The organism is Candidatus Poriferisodalis sp. (assembly GCF_965221945.1).
Lineage (GTDB): Bacteria > Actinomycetota > Acidimicrobiia > Acidimicrobiales > Poriferisodalaceae > Poriferisodalis.
Genome location: NZ_OZ244925.1, coordinates 997355 through 1020538, shown reverse-complemented (window position 1 = coordinate 1020538; position 23184 = coordinate 997355). Strand labels below are relative to the sequence as shown.

Here is a 23184-nt window from a genome sequence, read left to right as displayed (position 1 = left end):
CCTAGTTCAGCCCAATTCGGTCCTGTTCGAGAGCCGCCAGGTGGTGTCGCCACAGGGTCTCACGGTTGAAGGCCCCGCCGAGGTCCGGCATTTCGGCCAGGTCGGCGCTCGGAATCGCCTCGGGAATCATGCCTGCGGAGCGCACACGCAGGTGAATACGGGCAAGCGTGTCGAGCTGCAGGGCCCGCAGCACCGCCTCGGCGACGTCAGCCCCGATGGTCACCACGCCGTGCCCCTTCAGCACGAGGGCCTCGGCGCTGCCCAGCGACGCCACCATCTCTGCGGCCAGCTCGTCGGTGCGGATCAGAACCGAACGCGGGTGCACCGGGATGCCGACGGCTGCGAGATGGGTCGCCGGGATGTCGTAGGCGCCGAAGATCGGCTCGAGTGCGAACCCCGCAAGGCTGGCCACCACGACATCGGGCGGATGGGCGTGCACCGCACAGGCAACGTCAGGACGGGCCGCAAGCACCGACGTGTGGATCGGCAGCTCGTTCGGCACCCTGTAGTCGCCACCGGGATCGTCGATGATCTCGCCCGAGTCGACATCGACGACGCGCACGTCTTCTGGCGTCGTGAACCGAAGTCCCGCTTCCTCGGGCCCACGGCACCGCACCAGCGCCCGGTTGCCGTCGAGCCGCAAGCTGATGTGCCCCAAGATGTTCTCGACCAGCCCGCGATAGGCCATCACCCGACACCCAACGGCAACCTCACGCCGAAGCCGATCAAGGCCGCCGCTCACGATTTGAGGCTATAACCGCACTGTCATGACACCCGACGACTCTGCGCATCCCGAACGCGACCGACCTTCGACTGAGTCCAAACCGGACACGAATACTCACGGGCCGCTGGCGGGGGTCCGGGTTCTTGACCTTTCGTCGGTGTTGATGGGTCCGGCTGCCACGCGCATGCTCGGGGACCTCGGCGCCGATGTCATCTTCGTCGAGCCTGCGAAGGGCGACCGCAACCGCACCATGGGGTCCGGCCCGGCCGAGGGGTTCTCGGGCATCTCGCTCAATCTCCTGCGCAACAAGCGCAGCGTTGCGATCGACCTCAAGCAACCGCGTGGCCGCCAGGCATTCCTGGACATCGCCGCGACGTGCGACGTGATGATCACCAACCTCCGTCCCGGCCCGCTGCGACGCCTCGGCCTGCATTACGAGGCGGTACGGGAAGTCCGAGACAACATCGTGTTCTGCCGGGCACACGGCTACCCGTCGTCAAGCGATCAGGCGGACGCACCCGCCTATGACGACATCATCCAGTCCGCCAGCGGCGTCGGCGACCTCTTCCGTCGAATGGGTGGCGAGCCGATGCTGCTGCCGAGCCTCGTTGCCGACAAGGTCTGCGGACTGACCATCGCCAACGCTGTCCTCGCCGCCCTGTACCACCGGTCCCTCACCGGCGAGGGGCAATGCATCGAGATCCCGATGATCAACGTCATGCGGGCCTTCGTGCTCACCGAGCACGGCTCGGGCGCGATCTCCGAGCCTCCCGTCGCGGACGCCGGCTATGCCCGCATCCTGACGCCCGAGCGCAAGCCGCAGCCGACTGCTGACGGTTGGATCAACATCCTCCCCTACGACCAGGCGCACTACGTCGCTCTCTTCGAAGCCGGGGGTCGCCTCGATCTCGCCACTGATGAACGCTTCGCGACGCCCATCGAGCGCGTCGTCCACAGCGACAGCCTGTACCGCGACGTCGCGACCGTGCTCAGCCAGCGCACGACCGCCGATTGGCTGGAATTCTGCGCAGCGCACGGGATCCCGGCGACTGAGGCCGCCACGCTCGACGAGCTCATCGAGCAGCTCCCGGTCGACGAGCACCCCGTCGCAGGTCCGTACCGGGTCATCCCGCCTCCCGAGCAGTTCTCCGAGACACCTGCCGGCATCCGGCGACCTGCGCCCGGCATCGGCGAGCACGGCCGCGAAGTCCTGTCCGAGATCGGCTACCACGCAGCATCGATCGACGAACTCGAAGCCGAGGGCATCCTTGCGTCACCCTGAGCGGTGAGCACCGAGAGTGCTCGCCAGAGCCTGACCTACGATCCGCTCACGGGAGAACGTCTCCTAGCGGAGCGATTCACGACAGAACGGAGTGACGATGCGTTTTGGCGGCAAACGGGTGATCGTGACCGGCGGTGCGTCCGGCTTCGGGCGAGCGATCAGCCAGGGGTTCGCCGGCCGCGGCGCCCAGGTGATGGTGACCGACATCGACATCGACGGTGCCGAAGCAGTCGCCGCCGATCTGGATGGGGCGCTGACATTCCGGCTCGATGTCACCGACGAAGACGCCCATGCGGAGCTGGCCCAGCTGATGACCGACACCTGGGGCGGCATCGACATCGTGGCCACGAACGCCGGGTTCTCGCACCGGGCCGGCTACACGCTGAACGTTCCCACTGACGAGTTCGACCTCATGTGGGCGGTCAACACGCGCAGCATCTACTTCGCAGTGAAGCACTTCACGCCGCACATGGGGCCGGGGAGCTCCATCGTGAGCACGGCATCGATCGGCGGGAAACGGCCTCGCAAGGGCTTCACGCCCTACAACGCGTCCAAAGCGGCGGCGATCATCCTGACGAGAGGCCTGGCCGAGGAGTTTGCGCCCGACATCAGGATCAACTGCGTCGCACCCGTGGCGTCGGAGACTGCGTTCTTCGTTCGGGCGACCGGCAGCGACACGCTGCCCGATCCGCTGAAGCAGTCGATCATCGACGGCATCCCAATGGGCCGCATGACCGACCCCACCGACGTCGCCAACGCCGTGATGTTCCTTGCCTCCGACGAGGCCAGCTTTCTCACTGGCGTCTGTCTCGACGTCGACGGCGGCCGCAGTATCAGCTAGGGACGCAGTGATGTTCGCTCGCTCCGGCGTCGCACCGCTTCGGTAGGGTCCCGAGGGTGAAATTCGCCGCATTCCTGGCCCCCCACCATCTCCCCGGGGAGAGCCCTACGCTGCAGCTGCAACGGGATCTCGACCTCGTCACCCACCTCGACCGGCTGGGCTACGACGAGTTCTGGTGCGGCGAGCACCATTCGACCGGCTGGGAGACGATCGGCTCGCCCGAGATGTTCCTGGCCGGCGCCGCCATGCGGACCAGCCGCATCAAGCTGGGCACCGGCGTCACCTCCATCCCCTACCACCACCCCTTTAGCGTCGCCCAGCGCATCGTCCAGCTTGACCAGATGAGCTTCGGGCGGGCGATGCTCGGCACCGGCCCGGGCGCGCTGCCGTCCGATGCCCACACCCTGGGCATCGATCCCATGCTGTTGCGCGACCGCCAGGACGAAGCCATCCCGGTCATCAAGCGGCTGCTTGCAGGCGGCGAGCGCTTCACCTACGAGTGCGACTGGTTCTCGATGTACGACGCCAAGCTGCAGATCCTGCCGTACCAGCACGAGATACCGATGACGACGGCGTCGATGATCAGCCCGTCGGGCATGACGCTCGCGGGCAAGTACGGCATGGGCGTGCTGTCGATCGGGTCAATGTCCACCGACGGTCTGGCATCGCTCCCGCTGCAGTGGAGCTTCGCCGAAGAAGCCGCGCAGAAGCACGACCAAGTTGTGGACCGGGCCAACTGGCGGGTGATGTTCAACTTCCATGTGGCTCCCACCCGCGAGCAGGCCCATCGCGAGGTTGAGCACGGGCTGCTGCGGTGGCACAACGAATACAACGTCGACACGTTGCAGCGTCCGGGCCTCGAGCCGCTGGGGTCCACTGCGGAGGCCATCGACTTCTACGCCAACCCTGACACCGCCGCGGGCGTCATCGGCACGCCGGACGACCTGATCGAGAACATCCTGCGGATGCAGGCGGTCACCGGCGGGTTCGGCGTGATGATGGGCTTTGTCAATGACTGGGCCGAACCCGAGGCCATGTTCCGCAGCTGGGACCTGGTGGCGCGCCACGTCATCCCCGCGGTGCGCGGTCAGCTCGCGTCGATGCAGGAGTCGAACGAGTTCGTGATCGAGAACCGGGAGTACTTCGACCGGGCGGGCAAGGCCATACTTGCGAAAATCTTCGACAACGAACGAGCCGCCGCCGCGCTCAAGGGAGGCGGCACCGGCAAGACCGCATTCACGCCTCGCCTCGGCGCCGACACCGACTGACAGCCGCACCCGCCAACCCGCGCCGGCGCCCGACTGGGGCCAACGCTGGCCCGCCTAGGGTGCGGGAATTCTGACTCCCGGGGATCCCAAGCGGCTCGAAGCCGTCATCGGTGTCACCTCACCTGTGCTGCAGTCGGGCATGGGGGGCGTAGCCGGCCCCGAACTCGTCGCTGCGGTGAGCAACGCCGGAGGCCTCGGGATCCTGGCCGCGCTCAATCTTCGGCCCGACGCCGTGCGCTCGGCTATCGAGCGAGTGCGGCAGCTCACGGATCGGCCATTCGGCGTCAACCTCTGGCTGCACGACGACGTTCGCACGCCGCCTGACGTCGCCAACCACTCGGACCTCGTCCGCTCGGTGCAGAGCGTTCTCAACGAACTCCGACCCAGATTCGACCTTGCCTCGACACTCGAAGCACCCCGGCCGATGCCCGATCTCGTCGATGCCGCGCTCGCGGTGATGATCGACGAGCGCATTCCCGTTTTCTCTGCGGGTCTCGGTATCCCCGGGGCTGAGCTGGTCGAGCGGTTCCACGAAATCGGGACTCGCGTTGTGACCATGGTGGCGACGACAGCCGACGCCGCCAGCGCCGTCGCTCACGGAAGCGATGTGGTGATCGCGCAGGGTCTCGAAGCAGGCGGGCACCGCAGCCACGGCCGCAAGCTGCCTGCCGCCGAAGCCGTCGGTACCGGGACGTTCACCCTGGTCCCCCAGGTTGTCGAGGCGATCGATGACCAGGTTCCGGTGGTGGCGGCCGGCGGCATCGTCGACGGGCGCGGCCTTGCGGCGGCCACGATGCTCGGCGCTGCAGGCGTGCTCATGGGCACGCGATTCGTGGCCACAGCCGAATCACAGGCGAGCCAGCTCTGGAAGGACCGCCTCATCTCGGGACACGGCACAACCGTGCTCACCGACGGTTTCACCGGCCAGTGGGCGCGGGTCCTGAGGTCGGAGTTCACCGACCACTGGGCGCAACAGGGCGGAACACCCTTGCCCGGCCTGCTGCAGGCCGCAGTACGTGCGGACCTGCAACGGGCCGCGGTGGCCGCCGACGACGACCAGATGCAGCCCCTCTATGCCGGCGCCGGGTTCGATCTGCTCGACGACCTGCCGGGCGCCGGCGACGTCGTCACCAGCGTCGTTGAGGAAGCGAGACAGCTCCTGGGCCGGTGACAGCGACGGTTGTCGCTATGTCGACCCGTCGGCGGCGCTCGCCAAGCCGAGTCGCTGTCGAGGTCCAGAATGCGGACAATCGCGCTGGTGCGCTCAGCATGGCGCCCCGCCGTCCGGTCAATCAAATGCGGTGGCCAGCCAGGCAGCCAGTTCCGGTTGGCGCTGGCGCCAGTAGGACGAGGCTGTCGTGAAGCTCGCCTCCGGCGCTGCCTCTGCGAGCCATGGGTCGTCAGCCACGTCGTCGAAAGAGCCGAGTGCCATCACAACGTGCGCCACGCTTGCGTGATCCAGACCGATTCCGTACCGCTCGGCGTACAGACGTAGCCCCATGCTCGGGCTGATGCCGGCATCGACGGTGATGCACATGAGGTCGAAATAGTCACGAAGCTCGCCTCGATCGCCGATCACCTTGTACCTGGTTGCTGCGATGTCGCGAACCGATCCGACAGCCAATCCCTCGATGAGTCCCGGCGGATCGATCTGTCTCTGGTCGCGCGCATGCAGGAACTGCACCTTCACACCATCTGCCTGGCACTTGAGCGTGCCGTCCGCGACTGACATGACCGAGACCTCTGCGATCGCTCGCAGGTCGTCCAATATCGCTCCCGAGTCGAACACCTCATGCACGAAGACATCGAGGTCTCTGCTGCGGCGGTGCCGCAGGTGCACGGCCAGCGCGGTACCGCCCACCAGCACGCCCGACGGCGGGGTGACCGCTGCGACCAGCGGCCAGCAAGCGCGGGTCTCCGGGTCGAGCACATCGGACCAGTTCTCGAGAGAGTCGCTACCGGGCCCCTCAATGCCGGATTCGCCACTGCCGGGTTGCTCGCCGAGAGAATTCACTGCGGCGCGGTACAGCGATGCGCCAGCGCGTTCTCTATGAGTGCACGCGCCCTGGGCTGGGTCGATCTCAACGGCAAGCAGTCTCGGAGCGCACTGGTGGACATGCGCACTGACGCCCACAACGCCGCGCGCGCCGACGGGCCATTGAGCAGCCGGTTGGCGACGTAGGCCTCATCGTCGGGCAGTCGCAGCGACGACGGATCTGGGTGGTTCCAGAACAGCGACCAGAATTCGGATGGCAAGTGCCCCGCATGCACACGTTTCGGCGATGGCGGAGGCAGGCCTACACCTTTGGCCTGAGCAAGCAACTGTTCAAAATCAGGGGAGGCAACGGCAGGCTCCCAGACACTGACCTCACATACGCCACTGCGGCGGCCCCGCTCCGAGGCACGAATTCTCACCGTGCCGCGTGCGGACAGCGTGTCCAGCGCGTGGCGCGCCGCTGACCATGACACCGTTGCGGCCCTGGCAACGCCCGCAACGCTGCGGAGACTGGCGGACGACGTCACCGCAGCGAGCACCAAGCGTTCGACTCGCCTGAGCTGGTCCGGTGACTCGGCACACGAAGCTCCGACGTCGTCCGGCTGCCGCCCCTCCACAGTCCTGCACCGCTCCCGGGCCGCCTCACGGAGGAAGCGCGCAACTGTCTCGCCGGAAACAAGTGCGGCCTCGCGGATCCGGTCAAGATCCTGTTGACCGATCCTCAGCGACAACTGCGCCGAACGGAGTTGCGCGGCCATGGATTCATCGTATCAATAGTATCTCGCGTTTATATATACATTCGCGCACAGCTCCCCTTGACCCATGATGCGGCTCGGGGGGATACGCCGATCTCGACCGGATCACTGCAGTGAACGCCAGATCTTCTCGGGTGTCAGCGGCAGGTCGAGATGCTCAACGTCGTAAGGCGCCAATGCATCGAGCACTGCACTGTGAATGGCGGGGGTCGCGACGACGGTCCCGGACTCGCCGATGCCCTTGACCCCCAGTGGGTTGAGGGGCGAGGGAGTCTCGGTCTCGTCGCACTCGAAGAAGGGAAGCTCCGCAGCGGAGGGCAGAAGGTAGTCGGCGAGGCCGACGGTCATGGGAATGCCCTCGTCGTCATAGAACATCTCCTCATACAGCGCAGCGCCGACAGCCAGCGCCAGGCCGCCGTGTACTTGCCCGTGGGCCAGGACCGGCTGCAGGATCACGCCGGCGTCGTCGACGCTCAACAACCGGCGCACCTGCACATCGCCAGTTGAGGGGTCAACCTCCACTGCGGCCACGCAAGCACCGAACGAGAACGAACCGGCCCTGTCTTCGGGCTGGAAGTGATGGTCGACGCTGAGCTCGCCCAGGTCGGCCCAGCCGAGCGAACGGGCCGGTGTCCCCACCACATGGAACAGCCCGCGCCCGGTGTCGAGCGTCACATCGTCGGGGTCGGCTTCAAGCAGCTCGGCTGCACGCTCTCGGGCCGCTGCCACCAGGTCGATGGCTGCTCCGTGGGCAGCAGAACCGCCCAGCTGGGCCGAGCGGGACCCGATCGTCCCCCCGCCGATCGGGGAACGGTCGGAGTCGTCGTGCGAAATCGTGATGTGGTCCACGTCGAGGCCGAGCTGGGCCGCAACCACGGGAGCGAACGTCGTCTCGTGGCCCTGGCCGTGGGGCGACGTGCCCACCACCACGTCGACGGTGCCGTCGGCTGCGAGCTGGGCCGTGGCCCGTTCCCCCTCGCCGCCGCCGGTGATCTCAGTGGTGCAGCTCACGCCGATGCCGAGCAATGTCTCGCTGGTCCCGTTTGCTCGCCGATCAGCCTGCTCGGCGCGCAGACCCTCGTAGTCGGCCAGCTCCACAGCCATCTGCAGCGCTTCGGGGTAGTTCCCGCTGTCGTAGGTGGCTCCGACGGCCGTGCGGTACGGGAACCGGTCGGCTGGCACCAAGTTGGCCATGCGGACCTCAAGCGGGTCTCGACCGATGGCCTGGGCGAAGCGATCGACCGCCCGTTCGATGGAACAGGCCGCTTCGGGTCGACCGGCGCCCCGGAACGCCACCGTGGGAGTCGTGTTGGTGACCACCGAGGTGCCGCGCAGCGTTGCGTGAGCGATGTCGTACACCCCGGTGCCGCTGTTGCGGAGGTTCGTAGTGACGTTGGTGCCCATGGCGGGATAGGCACCGCTGTCCTGTAGCGCATCCACCGAGTAGGCCACGATCGTGCCGTCGCGATTGCCGCCGATACGGATCCGGTGACGGGAGGCCCTTCCGTGGCCCATGGCCAGGGATGCTTCGGAGCGGGTCTGCGCCCAGCGGATCGGCCGTCCGAGTTCGCGCGCCGCCCACGCGACCGCCACATCTTCGGGGTAGCAGCCCCAGCCGCCCTTGGCGCCGAACCCGCCGCCCACGTCGGGCGAGATGGCCCTCACCGTTCCGGGTTCGAGCCCGAGCAAAGTCTCGATGACGTGCTTGGCGCCCGCAGGCCGCTGCGAGCACACCCACGCCGTGCAGCGCCCGTCGTCACCCCAACTCGATGCGCCGGCGAGCGGTTCGATCGGGTGCGGGCCCAGACGCGGGTGCGCCAAGTCGAACTCCACCATCACGTCGCAGCTGGCCCACACCTCTTCGGGGACGGGGTCGAGCTCCCAGGCCAGGGCCACATTCGTCCCGGCGTGCTCATGCAGCAGGGTCGCGCCATCGAGACTCGCATCGAGGTCGACGACTGGGGGCAGCGGTTCGTAGTCGACCACGACGAGCTCGGCTGCGTCCACCGCCGCGGCACGCGTCTCGGCGATCACCAGTGCGATGGGTTCGCCGACGAAGCGGACGGTGTCGTAAGCCATGAGGGGCCGCCACAGGTCGCGGTTCATCGACGGGAGGCGAGGCGGGAACGGCCATCCGTCGACCTCGGGGCCGAGATGCACGGCGAGCACCCCGTCGGCCTCCCGAGCCTCGGTCACGTCGACCGACGCGAGCCGCGCATGGGCTTCAGCCGAGCGCACGAAGACGGCTTGCGCCGCTCCGGCCAGCTCGGGGACATCGAGTCCGTCGATGTAGGTGCTCTGACCGCGTAGCAGCGGCTCGTCTTCGCGCCGCCCGCTAAATCCTGAAGTAGCCACGGCTGCAACGTAGCTTGCCGCTCCTACGGCGAGCGCGGCGCTCCCGGACAGCGGGCTTGCTGCCCGGCTGGCCGCTTGATTGAAGCAATCTGTTGCCGAACGCGTGGCCGAGCACTCCCGGCTGGGACCGCCGCTGCCCTGGCGGGGCTCTCGTACCGGGAAACGCGGACGACCAGCGTGCAATGATCGACGCCGCACGGCAGAGGATCAGAGCGGCCGATGGAGATCACACTTGACACCAGGGGCGGCCCCTCGAATGGTCCGTACTTCGAGGATGCTGAGGGCTTCAACATGCCCGAGCCGCCCGGCAATGGGAGTCGCCGAATCCCGCTGGGTGACTTCCCGACCGGCCCCGAGGTGGGATCCCGCTTGCCGGACATCGTGGCGACGGACCAGTCAGGCCGCCGAGTTGATGTGCACGCTGACCGGGCGGGTCAGCCGGCTGTGGTGGTGTTCTACCGCTCGGCGGTGTGGTGACCGCCGTGCCGCACCCAGCTGGTCGAGCTGGAAGGGGGCATGGACGCCTACCGGGCAGCGGGTGTGTGCCTGTATGCGCTGAGCTATGACGAGCCCGACGCCTTGGCCGACTACGCGGCGGCCCATGACACGACCTTCACCATGCTGTCCGACCCCGACAGCGAGGTGATCAGGTCGTTCGGGATCCTCAACACGCTGATCCCGCCAGATGACCACCCGTGGTACGGCCTTCCGTTCCCCGGGTCGTATGTCGTTGATGCGGACGGGACCATCGTGGCGAAATTCTTCGAGCTGCTGGCGCCGCCGACCTCGCCCCTGACACTCGCAGGGTCGGGCGAAACGCTGCAGACCTACGAGGGGGACGTGGTGCTGCGGTTGCCGGTAGCGCAAAACGCGCGGCAGATGCGCAAGGACGACGACGGTCGCTACGTCACGATCAGCGGTCGGGTTCGCTGGCAGGCCTGCGATGACGTCGAGTGCTTCGGGCCCGAATCGATGCCGTTCAGCTTCCGTGTGGAGGCCGGCTTCCCGGTACTGGGCGACATGGGGCCCGGTGTGGGCCGCGTGCCGGCCATGAACGGCGCACAGCATTTCCAGAGGCTGATCGACCGCCGTGCCAGTGACGGGCCCAGCGCCGACGACGAGTGACCCAACGAACGGAGTCCCCGATGGCTGACGACAACCCCTTCAGCGGGGGATGCGCCTGGATCCAAGGTGAGTTCGTCCCGATCGGCGACGCCAAGATCCCGCTGCTCGACGTCGGATTCGGCCGGTCAGATGTCACCTACGACGTCGTTGCGGTGTGGAACGGCAAGTTCTTCCGCCTGGACGAGCATCTGGACCGGTTCGAACGCAGCATGAAGCATCTCCACTTGAACCTCGACGTCAACCGCCAGCAGATCACGCAGATCCTGCATGAGTGCGTTCGACGGTCGGGGCTGCGCGAGTCCTACGTCGACATGATCGCGACGAGAGGGTGGCCCGGCCGTGAGAGCCGCAATCCCTGGACCTTTCGGAACCAGTTTTATGCCTATGCGATTCCCTACGTGTGGATCGTCGAACCCGACAAGCAGGAGGCTGGATCACACCTGATCATCGCCCGGGACACGGTGCGCATTCCCGAGGCCTCTGTTGACCCGACGGTCAAGAACTTCCATTGGGGCGACCTGACCCGCGGCGCGTTCGAGGCCCGCGAGCGGGGCGGCGGCGTGGTCGTGCTTCCTGACCTCGACGGGAATCTCACCGAGGGGCCTGGGTTCAACATCTTCCTCGTTGCCGACGGCCAGCTGTACACGCCCGACGCTGGGGTGCTCGAAGGCATCACCCGCCGGACGGTCCTCGATCTGGCCGCCGAGCTGGGGCTGCCCACCCATGTCGCACCGATCCCGGTCGGCGACGCCGGCCGGGCCGACGAGGCGTTCATGACCAGCACAGCCGGCGGCGTCATGCCGGTCACGATGATCGACGGCCAGCCGGTCGGCGACGGAAACCCGGGGCCGATCACGACCCAGCTTCGGCAGGCCTACTGGGACGCCCACGACGATCCCCGCTGGACCACCCCAGTCTCCTACTAGGCCGCCCCGCTGCTCCCCTGCGTCAGTTCGAGGTCGGTGCGAACAATCCAAGACGAATGAGAGCGACCACCTTTGAGACATCTCAAATGAGGATGTCTAAACTAGTGATATGACGGCGTCGGCTCGACGGGATATCACTGCGGATGACTTTGCACGCGACCCGCACGCGGCCAAGTACCGAGACGAGCTCGACCGGCACCCTGGGGCCTACCGACAGCTCTTCGCCCTGCTCAATGACCGCGCAAATGAGCAGCGCCTCGTCGATGCCGAAATGCATGGCTTGCCGGCCCTCTGCGGCGTGGTGCGGTTCATCGAGACAGACCCGAAAATCGTGGCGGTGCTCGCGGGAGGCCCATCTAGTTTTCGGACTCGTCAGACCGTCGGAGTTGCCGTGAAGCTCAAGATGGCGAAGCTCGGGTGGCATGCCACCGGCAGGAAGGGCGCCGTCAAGGGCTCCGCGCACTTCACGAAGGCAGAGCGTTACGTTGCCGACGCCGCTATGCCTGCCACCGCTGCCCTCCCTGCCTCCCCAGCATCCCGGGCGCTCGCGGCCCTCGACGCCGTGTCTGCAATTGGCGACATCGACGAGCGTGAACAGACCGGCCGCGAGCTCTTCGAGGCGCTCGCCGCAACACGCCGCTCAGAGGGACGTCCGTTCTGACGTGCTGATCGTCCTCGACAGCGGGCCTCTCGGACTGCTCAGCAACCCGACACCTCACGGTGCCGGGCACGACGCCCAGCAATGGGCGCGCAGCCACATCGCTGCTGGGGTCCGGTTCGTTGTTCCCGAGATCGCTGACTACGAAGTGCGCCGAGAACTCATCCGTGCCCGGAAAGACCTAGGAATCGCCCGGTTGAACGAACTGTGCAACGGTCTCGGCTACCAGCCGCTGTCCACGCCGGTCTTGCGTGCGGCTGCCGAACTCTGGGCGATGGCACGCAACGAGGGCTATCCAACCGCGCACGATGCTGCACTCGACGGCGATGTCGTACTCGCGGCCCAAGCCCGAAGCCTTCAGTCCGCCGCGTCCAGCGAACTGGTGACTGTGGCAACGACCAACGTCGCTCATCTTGAACGCTTCGTGGATGCCAAGCACTGGGCCGAGATCTGACCCTGTCAGCAGGCGGGCGCCGGGCACACCCACTAGCAGCGTTGGCTGATCATTCCCGTTGAGCCGAGGGAGCCAATTCGAGGTCGGCAGTGACGAGCGGCGTGTCGATCACAAGGCCATGATCGGTCTGCTCGACGGTGGCGCTCTCGGGGCCGATGATCTGCCATGACCCTGGCTCGGTTCCCGTGACCCGGAACGTTGTGCGCTGCATCGGGTCGTCGTGCAGCGGCACGAGCCCGAGCCGGAGGGTGCCGTCGGCCCACTCGGCCCGGCGGAGGGCGACGCGGGGGAAATCCACGTCGACCACTTGGGGGCAACGCTCCAGCGGCGCGGCCGAGAGCGCAGTCCACCGCCCTGGACCACCCGCCTCGGCCGCTGCCAGGAAGGCGTTGAACTGGCCTCGCGGGTGCTCTTCGTCCAGGCCCATGCCCCAGGTGAACTCTCCCCGGTCGTGGTCCCACGTCGGTTCGTACGATGCCTCGACGGCCGATGCCAACCGCTCCTCCAAGTCGGTCATGCCCCACTCGCGGGCCAGCACCAGCGATGAAGGGATCCCGCGGCCAGCGATCAGCGGCAGGTCGAGGTCCTTGTCGAGGCGGGCCGAACGGCACGCGGCATCGAACAGGCGCCGGGCCTCTCCGGCCTGCTGGGGAGCCACGTAGAACGACGTGGTCAGCGCGGCCCGGACCGGCAGGTGGTGGTGCACGTCGATCAGCGGGTCGTAATACATGGTGGTCGTCGTGGGCTCGGCCTCTCCGACCAGATCCAAGTAGTGCTCGCGGGCGTACTCCCACCAGGGGCCGAAGGCGGCGGGGTGATGGTCAGTGCCGTAGCGGTTGTCGTGAAGCCTCAGACCGAGGCCGGCTCCGGCCAGTCAGAACGGCCAGATCTTGGTGTTCTCTCAGTGGCAGCCGATCGGGGCGGCCAGCCACTGCTGCCGCAGGTGGGCGGCGATCTCCGAGTGAGTCCACGTGAAGGTGTGCTCGCCGTCACGGATCATCTCGAACGGCTCATTCCAGCGGCTCTCGGCGGCAATCATCTCGCGGATGCCGAGCAGCACTAGGAAGAAGCCTTTGTAAAAGAGCATCCCGTCGGCGGCGACGGGGTCCATCTGAACGCCCCACGGCTCGATGCCGTTGGCGGTCCAGCCGGGCACGTCGTAGTCGCCCCAGAGCTGGCGCGGGATGAACGGCCGGTAGGCGTCGGGGTAGTCGGCCCGGTCGGGGTCGGGGCCGAACTGGGTGAGCCAGTCGGCGGCGGACCACCATCCGGTGTGGCGCTCGATCAGCTGGTCCAAGACGGCTACGTACCGCTCGGTCCACGCCGGTGTGCGGTGCGCCATCAGGCCGAGGGCGTAGGACGAGTCGACCAGGTCGAATCGATGCCAGCTGGCCATCGGCGGGTCGGAGCGGTCGTCCCAGTGGGGATGCGGCTGGCCGGTGCGTGACCAGTCGTCGGGAGTGTGGGCCTTGCGGTCGAGGTACCGGAGCCACCCCAAACTGCGATCGGACAGCATCAGCACTCCTTCCCGTTGTGTTGGTCAGCTACTCAGCGGTGTGGACGTCGATCCCGTTGGCCTGGACCATTCGCTCGGCCATGTCTCCCCCGGGTGCCCGATTGCCGCGGCCCCGACGCTAGCCCTCGCCCACGAGCGGCATCCCTGCTGGCCACTCCCTCAGGCGGTTGCGAGCGGCCACCGCTACAGCCAAGGGGCGCAGAAGCTGACGGGCGGTATCAGGCGCTGGCCAGCGAGACCACCTCGAACAGCGACTCGTAGCCGGCGAGCCCGGGCGGATCGGTGCGCTGGGGCAGCCAGTACAAGATGATCTCGTCGGCCAGCCCGTCGTAGTCGGCGATGCGTGCGGCGCACTGGGCCGGCGTGCCGGTGATGCTCATGGTGTCGACGACTTCGTCGGGCACCAGGTCCATCGCCTCGCGCATCTGACCCTGGGGCACGAGGTGTGCCGCTGCGTCGGCGAACTCGTCGAAGCCGAGCTGGCGCAGCTGCGAGACGTAGTACGGGTGCGGCACCGGGTGGAACAGGCCGCAGATGGTGGCTTGGGTGACCTTGCGTGCCAGCTCGGGGTCCTCGTTGATGCTGATGAACGACCCCATGGGGAATGCCAGGCTGTCGGGGTCGCGACCGGCATCGCCGGCAGCCTCCCGTGCCGCCGGACGGACGATGTCACGCATGAATTCGACTGAGGACATCACCCCGACGCCGACCCCGTCGGCCACCTCGCCTGCCAGGCGGACCATCTTGGGCCCCGAGGCGGACAGGTACACCGGGATCGACGGCCGTGTCGGCTCCCAGCTGGCCCGCCAGCGGATCCGGTGGTGATCGCCCTCGTACCGCACCGGCTCGCCCGCCCGGCCGGCGACCGCACTGCGGACAATCCCGATGTAGTCGCGCAGCTTGCCGAGCGGGCGGAAGTCGTCGATGCCCATGTACCACTCGTTGAAGTGGCGGTTGCCGGTGCCGAGTCCCAGCGTGAACCGTCCCTCGCTCATCTCGTCGAGATCGCGGGCCGCGATCGCCGTGAGCCACGGCTTACGGGCATACGCATTGGCGATGTAGGTGCCGACGGCAACCCGCTCGGTCGCGGCGATGACGGCGGCTGCCGACACAAACGCACTGCGACCGGCTTCGACGGTGTACATCGAGTCCATCCCGGCGGCTTCCCCTTGCCGGGCCAGCTCGACGAAGTCAGCCATCGAGTCTTCAAATCCGAGCAGCAGGCCAAGCGCGGGTTTCGACATATCTGGTGCTTCTCCGGGTCGGGACCTAGAAGATCTTGCCGACGAGGTCGGCTTTCTCGACAGCACCCATGAGATCGTTCCAGCCGTCATCGGTGGCGCGCACCCATTTGGAGACGTGCTCCATGCGCATCATCTCGGCGATCTCGGGGTCGTCGGGATCCATGGCCACGAGCAGCTCCACGAACTGCTCGCAGGTGTCGTCGCTCAGGCCGGGGCCGGAGGTGAAGGCGCAGTGGCAGTAGGGACGGGTGCGCCACACCTCGACGATGTCCTCGTCGGCCAGCTCGTGGCGGCGCTTCAAGTACCCGAGCCACGGCTCGAAGATCACCCCGGCATCGGCTCGACCGTCCATGACGGCGCCGAAGATCGTCCGGTCGTCCACCCATGACTGCAGGTTGGAGTACTCCGTGGCTTCCAGCTCGACGAGTTCGTAGTCCGATGTGACATCAAACCCGTCCTCCGCGAGCTGAGCGACCGGCAGCAAGTACAGCTCGCTGGAAATGTCAACGCCCAAGGCGAGCCGCCGCCCACGCAGGTCATCGAGATCGGCGATGGCGGCGTCGGCCCGGGCGACGATGAGCGAGTGGACGTCCTCGTCGGTGTCGCGCATCGCCAGCGTTCGGCAGGCGCCCGGTGACTGCAGCAGCAGCTGCGCATGCGCCATCGGCGCGTTCCACGCGATGTCGACATGGCCATCCAGCACCGCCGTGCACAACGCGTCGTAGGTGGAATACAGCGCGTACTCCGTCTCCAGTCCGGCCTCGTTGAAGTACTTGCGGATGGCGTTCCAGATGTAGACGGCTCGCTTCGGATCAGCCGCCGTGGCACCGATCATGAGCGGCCTAGGGCGTTCGGTCATGAGCTCATCCCCCGCCGCCCAACGTAGCGCCGCTCTCGGCGGCGATTCCTCAGCTCAGGTCGAACCGGTCCAGGTTCATGACCTTTGTCCAGGCCGCCACGAAGTCGCCTACAAACTTCGACTCGGCGTCGTCGCACCCGTAGACCTCGGCGATGGCCCGCAGCTGGGAGTTCGAGCCGAACACCAGGTCGACGGCACTCGCTGTCCACTGGAGCTCGCCAGAGTCGCCGTCGCGGCCTTCGAAGATGTGCTCGGTGTCGGACATCTGCCACTGGGTGTCCATGTCGAGCAGGTTCACGAAGTAGTCGTTGGTGAGCGACCCGGCCCGGTCGGTGAGCACGCCGAGCGACGAGCCGCCGTTGTTGGCACCCAGCACTCGCAGGCCGCCGACAAGCACGGTCATCTCAGGCGCTGTCAACGACAGCAGGCTCGCTCGGTCCACCAGCATCACCTCGGGGCGGCGTTTGTCATCGTCCCGCCAGTAGTTGCGGAATCCGTCGGCAGTCGGCTCGAGCACGGCGAAGGACTCGGCGTCGGTCTGGCCCGCCGACGCGTCTGTGCGTCCTGGCGAGAACGGAACCACGACGTCATGGCCGGCGTCGCGGGCCGCCTGCTCGACCCCGGCGCACCCGCCCAGGACGATCAGATCGGCCAGGGACACCCGCTTGTCGCCGCTCTGAGAGCTGTTGAACTCAGACTGGATTTCCTCCAGCGTCGCCAGTACCTCAGCCAGCTCAGCGGGGCCGTTGGCCTCCCAGCCGTTCTGAGGTGCAAGCCGGATGCGGGCACCGTTGGCCCCACCTCGCAGGTCGCTGTCGCGGAACGTCGACGCCGACGCCCAGGCCGTCTTGACCATCTGTGAGACCGACAGCGGGGAGCTGAGGACTTGAGCTTTGAGCGCCGCTATGTCGGCACTACCGACCAGATCGTGGTCGACGGCCGGTACCGGGTCCTGCCAGATCAGCTGCTCGTTGGGGACCTCGGGTCCGAGGTACCGGGCGACCGGGCCCATGTCGCGATGGGTGAGCTTGAACCATGCCCTCGCGAACGCGTCGGCGAACTCGTCGGGATGGGTACAGAAGCGCCGCGAGATCGGCTCGTAGATGGGGTCCATCCGCAGCGCCAGATCGGTGGTCAGCATGACCGGCACGTGGCGTTTCGACGGGTCGTGCGCATCGGGCACGGTGCCTTCCGCAGCGGGATCGGTCGGGACCCACTGCCACGCCCCCGCCGGGCTCTGGGAGAGTTCCCACTCGTAGCCGAACAGGACCTCGAAGAACGTGTCGTCCCACGTCACCGGCGTGGGCGTCCAGATGCCCTCGAGCCCGCTGGTGATCGTGTCGCCCGCCTTGCCGCTGCCGTAGGTGCTCGACCACCCGAGGCCCTGCTCTTGCAGGCTGGCGCCTTCAGGCTCGGGGCCGACGTGCTGGTCGCCGTCGGCGGCGCCATGCGTCTTGCCGAAGGTGTGGCCCCCGGCGATGAGGGCAACGGTCTCTTCGTCGTCCATGGCCATGCGGGCGAAGGTCTCCCGGATGTCCCTCGCCGCCGCGAGCGGGTCAGGCGTGCCGTTCGGCCCCTCAGGGTTCACATAGATCAGACCCATCTGCACGGCGCCGAGCGGGTCGGCCAGCTCACGGTCGCCGCTGTAGCGCTCGTCGTCGAGCCAGACGGTCTCGGGACCCCAGTAGATGTCCTCCTCGGGCTCCCACACGTCCACCCGGCCGCCGCCGAAACCGAAGGTCTCGAAGCCCATCGACTCCAGCGCGACGTTGCCAGCCAAGATCATCAGATCGGCCCAGGAGATCTTGCGGCCGTACTTCTGCTTGACCGGCCACAGCAGCCGGCGGGCCTTGTCCAGGTTGGCGTTGTCGGGCCAGCTGTTCAGCGGTGCGAACCGGTGCGTGCCCGAGCCGCCGCCGCCCCGTCCGTCATGGATGCGGTAGGTGCCGGCGCTGTGCCACGCCATGCGGATGATGAGCGGCCCGTAGTGGCCGAAGTCGGCCGGCCACCAGTCCTGCGAGGTGGTCATCACCTCGGCAAGGTTCGCCTTCACCGCCGCGAGGTCGAGGCTCCCGAACTCGGCGGCGTAGTTGTACTGCTCGTCGGTGGGGTCGATCAGCGGCGAGTTCTTGCCGAGCGGCCGCAGGTTCAGCTGCTCGGGCCACCAGTGCTGGTTCGCGAGCGAGCCCATAGCTGCGCTCTCATGCAGCACCGGGCATCTGCCGTTCGACGCTGTTGTTGTACTGGCGGTGCCGGTATCGGTCATTGCTGCTCCTTGGCTGAGAGTTGGAGTGATGTGTGGTCTTGCAGAAGTGCTTGTCGGGCCGGTTGTGGACCGGGTCGGCAGGCTGAATTGCTTGCCCTCATGCGCCACTCGTCCCGACCGCTGGCTGGCAGTCCCCGCAGTAGCCCCAGTAGATGACCTCGGCCTCGTCGATCGAGAAGCCGTTGTCGTCTGCGGCCTCGAGGCACGGCCGGTACCCCACAGCGCAGTCGACATCGACCATGCCTCCGCAGGCCCGGCACACCAGGTGATGATGGTTGTCGTCGACCCGGTCCTCGTATCGGGCCGCCGACCGTGCCGGCTGGATGCGCCGGATGAGACCTTCTTCGGTCAACATGGTCAAGGCGTCGAACACTGCCTGTCGGGATACTGACCCGATACTGGCACGCACATCGTCGACCAGATCGTCAGCAGTGGCATGCGGTCGGGCCGACACGGCACCGAACACAGCCAACCGCTGTGCGGTCACTTGTATCCCTCGCTCCCGCAACATCTGCTGGGCTTCGATCACGCCGAAAGGATACATGATTCTGGACTTAATCCAATATCAGCATACATCTTGAACTACATGACCATCCAGCAGGCGAATCGAGCGGTCGGCAAAGGCTGCGGCGCGGGCGTCGTGAGTCGCCATGACGATGGTGCGGCCGTCGTTGGCGAGAGTCCTCAAGAGACCGACAATCTCGTCAGAGCGCACGCTGTCCAGGAATGATGTCGGCTCGTCGGCCAGGAGCAGCTCCGGTTCGTTGTAGAGCGCCCGAGCGACAGCGACCCGCTGGGCCTCCCCAGTCGACAGCCGTGAGGCAACGGTGTGGGTGCGGTCAGAGAGCCTGACCGCATCAAGCAATTCGGTGGCCCGAGCCCGCCCCTCGGCCATGGCACGGCCGTCGAGGAGCAACGAGATTGCCACGTTCTCCCAGGTCGTCAGGGTCGGGACGAGCTCGACGATGGGCAGCACGATGCCGATGCTGCGCCGACGCAGCCGGGTGCGCTCGTTGTCGGTCAACGCAGCGAGGTCGACGCCGCCGAAGCGGATCGTGCCTGCGGTCGGCGTGTCGAGCCCGCCCAACAGGTGGAGCAGGGTGGACTTACCGCACCCGCTCGGTCCCTGGATTGCGACGAATTCGCCGCCAGAGACGCTGATCGACACGTCGTCGAGTGCGGTAACGGTTCCGTCAGTGCCGAAGACCCGGGTGACGCCGACGGTCTCGACAATCGGCATCACAGGGCGAGCGCACGCCGTAGCTCGCCGAGCCGCTGGGCGGTGTGGTCCATCCAGCGCAGATCTGCCTCAAGGTGGAACAGGGCGTAGTCGAGCAGCGCACGCTCGTGTTCGCCGGCATCGTCTTTGGCCTTGGTGAGCTTCCGCATCCGACCTGTATGGCTCTCCCGTTGCGCTTCGATGATCTGCCTGGCGTCCCTGCCCGACAGCACGGCGAGAGTGACCTTCAGGAACAGGGCACTGTCGATGGGTGACTGGGCTGGCTCAGGCTCGCCATACCATCGCTCAAGGTCAGTGACACCCTCGGCGGTGATGGCGTAGGTCTTGCGCTCGGGACCCTGTCCAGGGGTGGTCTCGGCGAGTTCGACGAGACCGTCGCGTTCGAGGCGTGAGAGCGTTGCGTAGACCTGACCGAAGCGCAGCGGTCTCATCTCGGCGAACAAGCTGTCGTACGAGCGCTTCAGGTCGTAGCCATGTCGTGGAGTGGACTCCATGAACCCGAGCAAGGCGTGTTGCACGCTCACGACACGAGTGTGGCACAAGTTCACCGTCAATACACACTCGGTATACACAACTAGAATAGTTGCCAATGAACCTTGACGCCATGAACCTGAAACGTGTCCACCGACGCGGCGCCCAAGAGATCGTCGCCCTCGACGACGTTTCGCTCGACATCGGTCCTGGCGAATTCGTGACCGTCACCGGTCCCAGCGGCTCAGGCAAGTCGACGCTGCTGCACCTGCTCGGGCTCATCGACAAGCCCACCGCCGGCACGCTGTGCATCAACGGCGTCGACACCGCCGGCCTGTCCGACGATCAGCGTTCAGCATTCCGGCGCCGCACATTCGGATTCGTGTTCCAGTCGTTCCTGCTGCTGCCGGGCCTGGCCGCGTGGGAGAACGTCGCCCTCGCCGAGTTGCTCGACGGCAAGCCGCTGCGCACGCAACGACACAGGGCACTGGCACTGCTCGACGATGTGGGGCTTACAGATCGATCGGACCATCCGCCCCATGAGCTCTCAGGAGGCGAGCAGCAGCGCGTCGCCATCGCCCGCTCGCTCATGACGGATCCCGAAGTTGTGTTCGCCGACGAACCGACCGGGGCCCTCGACCAAGCCAACTCAGCGAGCATCCTGGCGTTGTTGAAGGAGCTCACCATCGACCGGGGGCGGAGCCTCGTCGTCGTCACCCACGAACCCGCCATTGCCACCAGTGCCGGTGCCAGGATCATCAGCCTGCGCGACGGCAGGGTCGCCGACGACCCGGTGCCGACATGATGCTCGATCGGTTCCGGTTGCTTCACCTTCGTCGTCTGCGGGACCACCGCTTGCGCACGGCCGTGTCCGTCTTGGGCATCGCCTCAGGCGTCGGCCTCATCGTCGCCATGTCGTCGCTGCTGACGTCCGCGACTGCCACAGCCGATGCGACCGTGGCCCTTGTCGGCGGGGCCCGCTATGAAGTCACGGTCGCCACAGCGGACCTCGAACGGGCACGCGACGCAATCGCAGACGTAGAACGAGTGGAGGGTGTCCGCCACTTCGTCGAAGTGCCCATGATGATTGACGACGTCCAGGGATGGCTGGTCGCGCTCGAAGACCATGACGGGCTGACGACCCGCCCGGCACAAGCCCTGGCGGCAACCACGGGCATCCGGACCGGGTCGGCGCTGCCGGTGTCCGGTCGTCATGTCTTCACTGGTCCCACCGGCGAACCCATGGCCGGCCAGATCGCAGGCCGAGCCGACTCCGAACTGCGGGGTCGCTACGGCGGGCGCGTCGCAGTCGCTGACCTCGAGACTGCGCTTCGCCTGCGTGGACGCACCGGGACCGAGACGCTGCTCGTCTATGGCCAGCCCGACCCGACCGCCCTGGCGACCGCTGCGGGCGATGCGGACATCCGCGAGGCAGCCAACAGGGTCATCCAAGCCCGCAACACCATCGGCATCTTGTTCACCATGCTGTCGATCTTGGGAGCCATGGGGCTCGTTGTGGGCGGGTTCCTGCTGTTCAACACCATGAACATGACCGTTCTCGATCGGCGGCACGAGATTGCATCGCTGCGAGCGCTCGGCGGCGACCGCCGAACGATCCTCACCGGCGTGCTCGCCGAAGCCGCAACGCTGGGGGCGGTCGGCTCGGCGCTCGGCCTGGTGCTGGGGACAGCTATGGCTCGCTCGGTGATCGCCTCGGTGCCTGATGCGTTCGCGCGCGCCATCGGAACACCGCTGCAGACCTCGGTCCCGGCGACACTGCTCGTTGTCGCATGGCTCCTGGGTGTTGCCACCGCCATGGCATCCGCAATCGTCCCCGCACGCCGGGCGCTTCGCATCGAACCCCTCGAAGCGCTCCGTCCAGAGGTGCAGCCTTCCGAGCATCACCTCACCCGCCGCTGGTGGCTCATCGGTGCGGGCGTCCTGCTCTTCGTGATCCCTAGCGGCCGGCTGGCCTTCGGAGCGGCCATGGCGGGGCTCCTGTGCATCGCCGCCGGTGCCGCCCCGTTCATCATCGCGATGACGGTTGGCATTGCTCGACGGCTGGGTGCCAGCGGCGAGCTCGCAGCCACAGCGCTGAAGCGTTCGGGGCGGCGCGTGTGGGGCACCACAACGGTGGTGATGATCGCTGTCGCCATCGCCGTCACCACCTCTGGCCTAGCTGTCAACCTGCGGGACACCACCAATGAGAACCTGTCCACGATCCTGGGAAGCGACTTCTGGATCGGTACTACGTCCGGTGACAACATCGCTCTCGTCGGCCTTCCAACGGCGTGGACGACCGAGTTCGAATCCATCGAGGGCGTGCGTTCGATCGCCGCCAACACCTGGGTCCCCGCCGAGTCAGGACCCCACATCGTCGGTGTCCAAGGTGTCTACGGCGACAGCGCCTACTCCTTCACCCGGCTCGCCACCGATGACGCACGTGCCCGGATGGCCGCCGGAGAAGGCGCCGTTGTGATCAAGCAGACAGCGCTCACGTTCGGCTACGAAGTCGGCGACATCATCGACATACCGGGCGCGACACCTTCCCTGCGACTGCCGATCGTCGCCATCACCGGCGCTATCGCTCCTGGCAGCGGCGGCATGGTCAACATCTCCCACGATCTCTTCGCCGCCCACTACGGAATCGACAGCTTCGCCCGTTACGAAGTCCAACTTGAACCCGGGGCCGACCCGAGCGCTGTCCGCGAGCAGCTCGACCGGATCACCGCCGGACATCGGGTCCAGATCTTCACCGGCGAGGAGTTCGGGGCGGACGCTCGCCAATCCTCCGACCAAATCCTCGCCCTCATCGCAATGATGCTGCTCGTGATTGTCACCTGCGCCGCAGTAGCGCTCCTCAACACGCTGCTGGCATCAACGCTGGAGCGCACCAATGAGTTCGCGGTGCTCCGAGCCATCGGCGCTACCAAACGACGCATCGTCACGAGCGTTGCAACCGAGGCCCTCGCTATCGGCCTGACCGGGGCAGTACTCGGGGCAGTCGCTGGTTCCGCCTACCACGCCAGTCTCGTGAGCACCATTCGGGCCATAACCGCGTTCGACATCGACTACGCCTTCAGCCCCGCCGCCTTCGCTGCCGCCATCCTCACCGGCATCGCCATCGCCGGAGCCGGCGCAATCCTGCCGTGCCGCCGGGCCAACCGACTCGACATCCTCAACGCACTCGCCCGCTGAGCTCTG

General features: G+C 66.9%; 23 protein-coding genes. 11 read left to right on the top strand and 12 right to left on the bottom strand.

From position 1 onward, the window contains the following. Window position 1: 1 nt before the first annotated feature. Entirely contained in the window at window positions 2-742 is a 741-nt protein-coding gene (locus tag ACOQPH_RS04805; RefSeq protein ID WP_420623588.1) for a class II aldolase/adducin family protein, read from the bottom strand. A gap of 25 nt (window positions 743-767) precedes the next feature. Between ACOQPH_RS04805 and ACOQPH_RS04800 the strand changes: the two genes are divergently transcribed. The 4 genes from ACOQPH_RS04800 to ACOQPH_RS04785 all read left to right on the top strand — a co-directional run bounded on the left by ACOQPH_RS04800 (window position 768) and on the right by ACOQPH_RS04785 (window position 5286). Next, entirely contained in the window at window positions 768-2006 is a 1239-nt protein-coding gene (locus ACOQPH_RS04800; protein WP_420623587.1) for a CaiB/BaiF CoA transferase family protein, read from the top strand. A gap of 97 nt (window positions 2007-2103) precedes the next feature. Then, window positions 2104-2847, top strand: a complete 744-nt coding sequence (locus tag ACOQPH_RS04795) for an SDR family oxidoreductase (RefSeq protein ID WP_419552930.1) — start codon at window positions 2104-2106, stop codon at window positions 2845-2847. A 56-nt stretch (window positions 2848-2903) separates the two neighbouring features. Continuing rightward, window positions 2904-4115 carry an LLM class flavin-dependent oxidoreductase gene (locus ACOQPH_RS04790; protein ID WP_420623586.1) on the top strand — a complete coding sequence of 404 codons (1212 nt, stop codon included), beginning with the start codon at window positions 2904-2906 and terminating at the stop codon, window positions 4113-4115. 139 nt (window positions 4116-4254) lie between these two features. Then, window positions 4255-5286, top strand: a complete 1032-nt coding sequence (locus ACOQPH_RS04785) for an NAD(P)H-dependent flavin oxidoreductase (protein WP_420623585.1) — start codon at window positions 4255-4257, stop codon at window positions 5284-5286. Between the two features lie 117 nt (window positions 5287-5403). Here the strand turns inward: ACOQPH_RS04785 and ACOQPH_RS04780 are convergent, their stop codons facing one another. The 3 genes from ACOQPH_RS04780 to ACOQPH_RS04770 form a co-directional block, all read right to left on the bottom strand. Then, window positions 5404-6129, bottom strand: a complete 726-nt coding sequence (locus tag ACOQPH_RS04780; protein ID WP_420623584.1) for a nucleotidyl transferase AbiEii/AbiGii toxin family protein — start codon at window positions 6127-6129, stop codon at window positions 5404-5406. Beyond that, window positions 6126-6869, bottom strand: coding sequence for a hypothetical protein (locus ACOQPH_RS04775; RefSeq protein WP_420623583.1), 744 nt, complete (start codon window positions 6867-6869; stop codon window positions 6126-6128). The genes ACOQPH_RS04780 and ACOQPH_RS04775 overlap by 4 nt, the downstream gene beginning before the upstream one ends. A 102-nt stretch (window positions 6870-6971) precedes the next feature. Continuing rightward, window positions 6972-9221 carry a xanthine dehydrogenase family protein molybdopterin-binding subunit gene (locus ACOQPH_RS04770; RefSeq protein WP_420623582.1) on the bottom strand — a complete coding sequence of 750 codons (2250 nt, stop codon included), beginning with the start codon at window positions 9219-9221 and terminating at the stop codon, window positions 6972-6974. Window positions 9222-9440: 219 nt separating this feature from the next. Here ACOQPH_RS04770 and ACOQPH_RS04765 point away from each other — a divergent pair, with 219 nt between their 5' ends. The 5 genes from ACOQPH_RS04765 to ACOQPH_RS04745 all read left to right on the top strand — a co-directional run bounded on the left by ACOQPH_RS04765 (window position 9441) and on the right by ACOQPH_RS04745 (window position 12384). Next, window positions 9441-9698, top strand: coding sequence for a hypothetical protein (locus ACOQPH_RS04765; protein ID WP_420623581.1), 258 nt, complete (start codon window positions 9441-9443; stop codon window positions 9696-9698). Between the two features lie 39 nt (window positions 9699-9737). Further along, window positions 9738-10346: a redoxin domain-containing protein gene (locus ACOQPH_RS04760; RefSeq protein WP_420623580.1), complete on the top strand. Its 609-nt coding sequence runs from the start codon at window positions 9738-9740 to the stop codon at window positions 10344-10346. A 20-nt stretch (window positions 10347-10366) separates the two neighbouring features. Further along, on the top strand, window positions 10367-11272 hold the full coding sequence (locus tag ACOQPH_RS04755; RefSeq protein WP_420623579.1) for an aminotransferase class IV: 906 nt from the start codon (window positions 10367-10369) through the stop codon (window positions 11270-11272). A gap of 109 nt (window positions 11273-11381) precedes the next feature. Continuing rightward, window positions 11382-11933: a hypothetical protein gene (locus ACOQPH_RS04750; RefSeq protein WP_420623578.1), complete on the top strand. Its 552-nt coding sequence runs from the start codon at window positions 11382-11384 to the stop codon at window positions 11931-11933. Window position 11934: 1 nt separating this feature from the next. Next, window positions 11935-12384: a nucleic acid-binding protein gene (locus ACOQPH_RS04745; protein WP_420623577.1), complete on the top strand. Its 450-nt coding sequence runs from the start codon at window positions 11935-11937 to the stop codon at window positions 12382-12384. Window positions 12385-12433: 49 nt separating this feature from the next. Here the strand turns inward: ACOQPH_RS04745 and ACOQPH_RS04740 are convergent, their stop codons facing one another. The 8 genes from ACOQPH_RS04740 to ACOQPH_RS04705 form a co-directional block, all read right to left on the bottom strand. Next, entirely contained in the window at window positions 12434-13153 is a 720-nt protein-coding gene (locus ACOQPH_RS04740; RefSeq protein ID WP_420623576.1) for a hypothetical protein, read from the bottom strand. 132 nt (window positions 13154-13285) lie between these two features. After that, window positions 13286-13900: a hypothetical protein gene (locus tag ACOQPH_RS04735; protein WP_420623575.1), complete on the bottom strand. Its 615-nt coding sequence runs from the start codon at window positions 13898-13900 to the stop codon at window positions 13286-13288. Between the two features lie 218 nt (window positions 13901-14118). Beyond that, the gene (locus ACOQPH_RS04730; protein WP_420623574.1) at window positions 14119-15144 is read right to left on the bottom strand and encodes an LLM class flavin-dependent oxidoreductase; all 1026 of its coding nucleotides are present in this window, start codon (window positions 15142-15144) and stop codon (window positions 14119-14121) included. A gap of 25 nt (window positions 15145-15169) precedes the next feature. Beyond that, window positions 15170-16003: a phosphate/phosphite/phosphonate ABC transporter substrate-binding protein gene (locus ACOQPH_RS04725; RefSeq protein ID WP_420623573.1), complete on the bottom strand. Its 834-nt coding sequence runs from the start codon at window positions 16001-16003 to the stop codon at window positions 15170-15172. A 49-nt stretch (window positions 16004-16052) separates the two neighbouring features. Further along, window positions 16053-18269, bottom strand: a complete 2217-nt coding sequence (katG, locus tag ACOQPH_RS04720) for a catalase/peroxidase HPI (RefSeq protein ID WP_420623572.1) — start codon at window positions 18267-18269, stop codon at window positions 16053-16055. Between the two features lie 97 nt (window positions 18270-18366). Next, complete coding sequence (locus ACOQPH_RS04715) at window positions 18367-18780, bottom strand: Fur family transcriptional regulator (RefSeq protein ID WP_419554855.1); 414 nt, start codon at window positions 18778-18780, stop codon at window positions 18367-18369. A gap of 54 nt (window positions 18781-18834) precedes the next feature. Continuing rightward, window positions 18835-19509 carry an ABC transporter ATP-binding protein gene (locus ACOQPH_RS04710; RefSeq protein ID WP_420623571.1) on the bottom strand — a complete coding sequence of 225 codons (675 nt, stop codon included), beginning with the start codon at window positions 19507-19509 and terminating at the stop codon, window positions 18835-18837. Continuing rightward, the gene (locus tag ACOQPH_RS04705) at window positions 19509-20033 is read right to left on the bottom strand and encodes a PadR family transcriptional regulator (RefSeq protein ID WP_420623570.1); all 525 of its coding nucleotides are present in this window, start codon (window positions 20031-20033) and stop codon (window positions 19509-19511) included. The genes ACOQPH_RS04710 and ACOQPH_RS04705 overlap by 1 nt, the downstream gene beginning before the upstream one ends. Before the next feature lie 65 nt (window positions 20034-20098). Here ACOQPH_RS04705 and ACOQPH_RS04700 point away from each other — a divergent pair, with 65 nt between their 5' ends. Together ACOQPH_RS04700 and ACOQPH_RS04695 are read left to right on the top strand one after the other, a co-directional pair. Beyond that, window positions 20099-20785 carry an ABC transporter ATP-binding protein gene (locus ACOQPH_RS04700; protein WP_420623569.1) on the top strand — a complete coding sequence of 229 codons (687 nt, stop codon included), beginning with the start codon at window positions 20099-20101 and terminating at the stop codon, window positions 20783-20785. Continuing rightward, window positions 20782-23178, top strand: a complete 2397-nt coding sequence (locus ACOQPH_RS04695; protein ID WP_420623568.1) for an FtsX-like permease family protein — start codon at window positions 20782-20784, stop codon at window positions 23176-23178. The genes ACOQPH_RS04700 and ACOQPH_RS04695 overlap by 4 nt, the downstream gene beginning before the upstream one ends. Window positions 23179-23184 lie beyond the last annotated feature (6 nt).

Coding starts and splice junctions, on each gene's coding strand:
- ACOQPH_RS04800 (WP_420623587.1), top strand. CDS start 768: ATGACACCCGACGACTCTGCGCATCCCGAACGCGACCGACCTTCGACT.
- ACOQPH_RS04795 (WP_419552930.1), top strand. CDS start 2,104: ATGCGTTTTGGCGGCAAACGGGTGATCGTGACCGGCGGTGCGTCCGGC.
- ACOQPH_RS04785 (WP_420623585.1), top strand. CDS start 4,255: ATGGGGGGCGTAGCCGGCCCCGAACTCGTCGCTGCGGTGAGCAACGCC.
- ACOQPH_RS04775 (WP_420623583.1), bottom strand. CDS start 6,869: ATGGCCGCGCAACTCCGTTCGGCGCAGTTGTCGCTGAGGATCGGTCAA.
- ACOQPH_RS04765 (WP_420623581.1), top strand. CDS start 9,441: ATGGAGATCACACTTGACACCAGGGGCGGCCCCTCGAATGGTCCGTAC.
- ACOQPH_RS04760 (WP_420623580.1), top strand. CDS start 9,738: ATGGACGCCTACCGGGCAGCGGGTGTGTGCCTGTATGCGCTGAGCTAT.
- ACOQPH_RS04755 (WP_420623579.1), top strand. CDS start 10,367: ATGGCTGACGACAACCCCTTCAGCGGGGGATGCGCCTGGATCCAAGGT.
- ACOQPH_RS04750 (WP_420623578.1), top strand. CDS start 11,382: ATGACGGCGTCGGCTCGACGGGATATCACTGCGGATGACTTTGCACGC.
- ACOQPH_RS04735 (WP_420623575.1), bottom strand. CDS start 13,900: ATGCTGTCCGATCGCAGTTTGGGGTGGCTCCGGTACCTCGACCGCAAG.
- ACOQPH_RS04730 (WP_420623574.1), bottom strand. CDS start 15,144: ATGTCGAAACCCGCGCTTGGCCTGCTGCTCGGATTTGAAGACTCGATG.
- ACOQPH_RS04725 (WP_420623573.1), bottom strand. CDS start 16,003: ATGACCGAACGCCCTAGGCCGCTCATGATCGGTGCCACGGCGGCTGAT.
- katG (WP_420623572.1), bottom strand. CDS start 18,269: ATGACCGATACCGGCACCGCCAGTACAACAACAGCGTCGAACGGCAGA.
- ACOQPH_RS04715 (WP_419554855.1), bottom strand. CDS start 18,780: ATGTTGCGGGAGCGAGGGATACAAGTGACCGCACAGCGGTTGGCTGTG.
- ACOQPH_RS04710 (WP_420623571.1), bottom strand. CDS start 19,509: ATGCCGATTGTCGAGACCGTCGGCGTCACCCGGGTCTTCGGCACTGAC.
- ACOQPH_RS04700 (WP_420623569.1), top strand. CDS start 20,099: ATGAACCTTGACGCCATGAACCTGAAACGTGTCCACCGACGCGGCGCC.
- ACOQPH_RS04695 (WP_420623568.1), top strand. CDS start 20,782: ATGATGCTCGATCGGTTCCGGTTGCTTCACCTTCGTCGTCTGCGGGAC.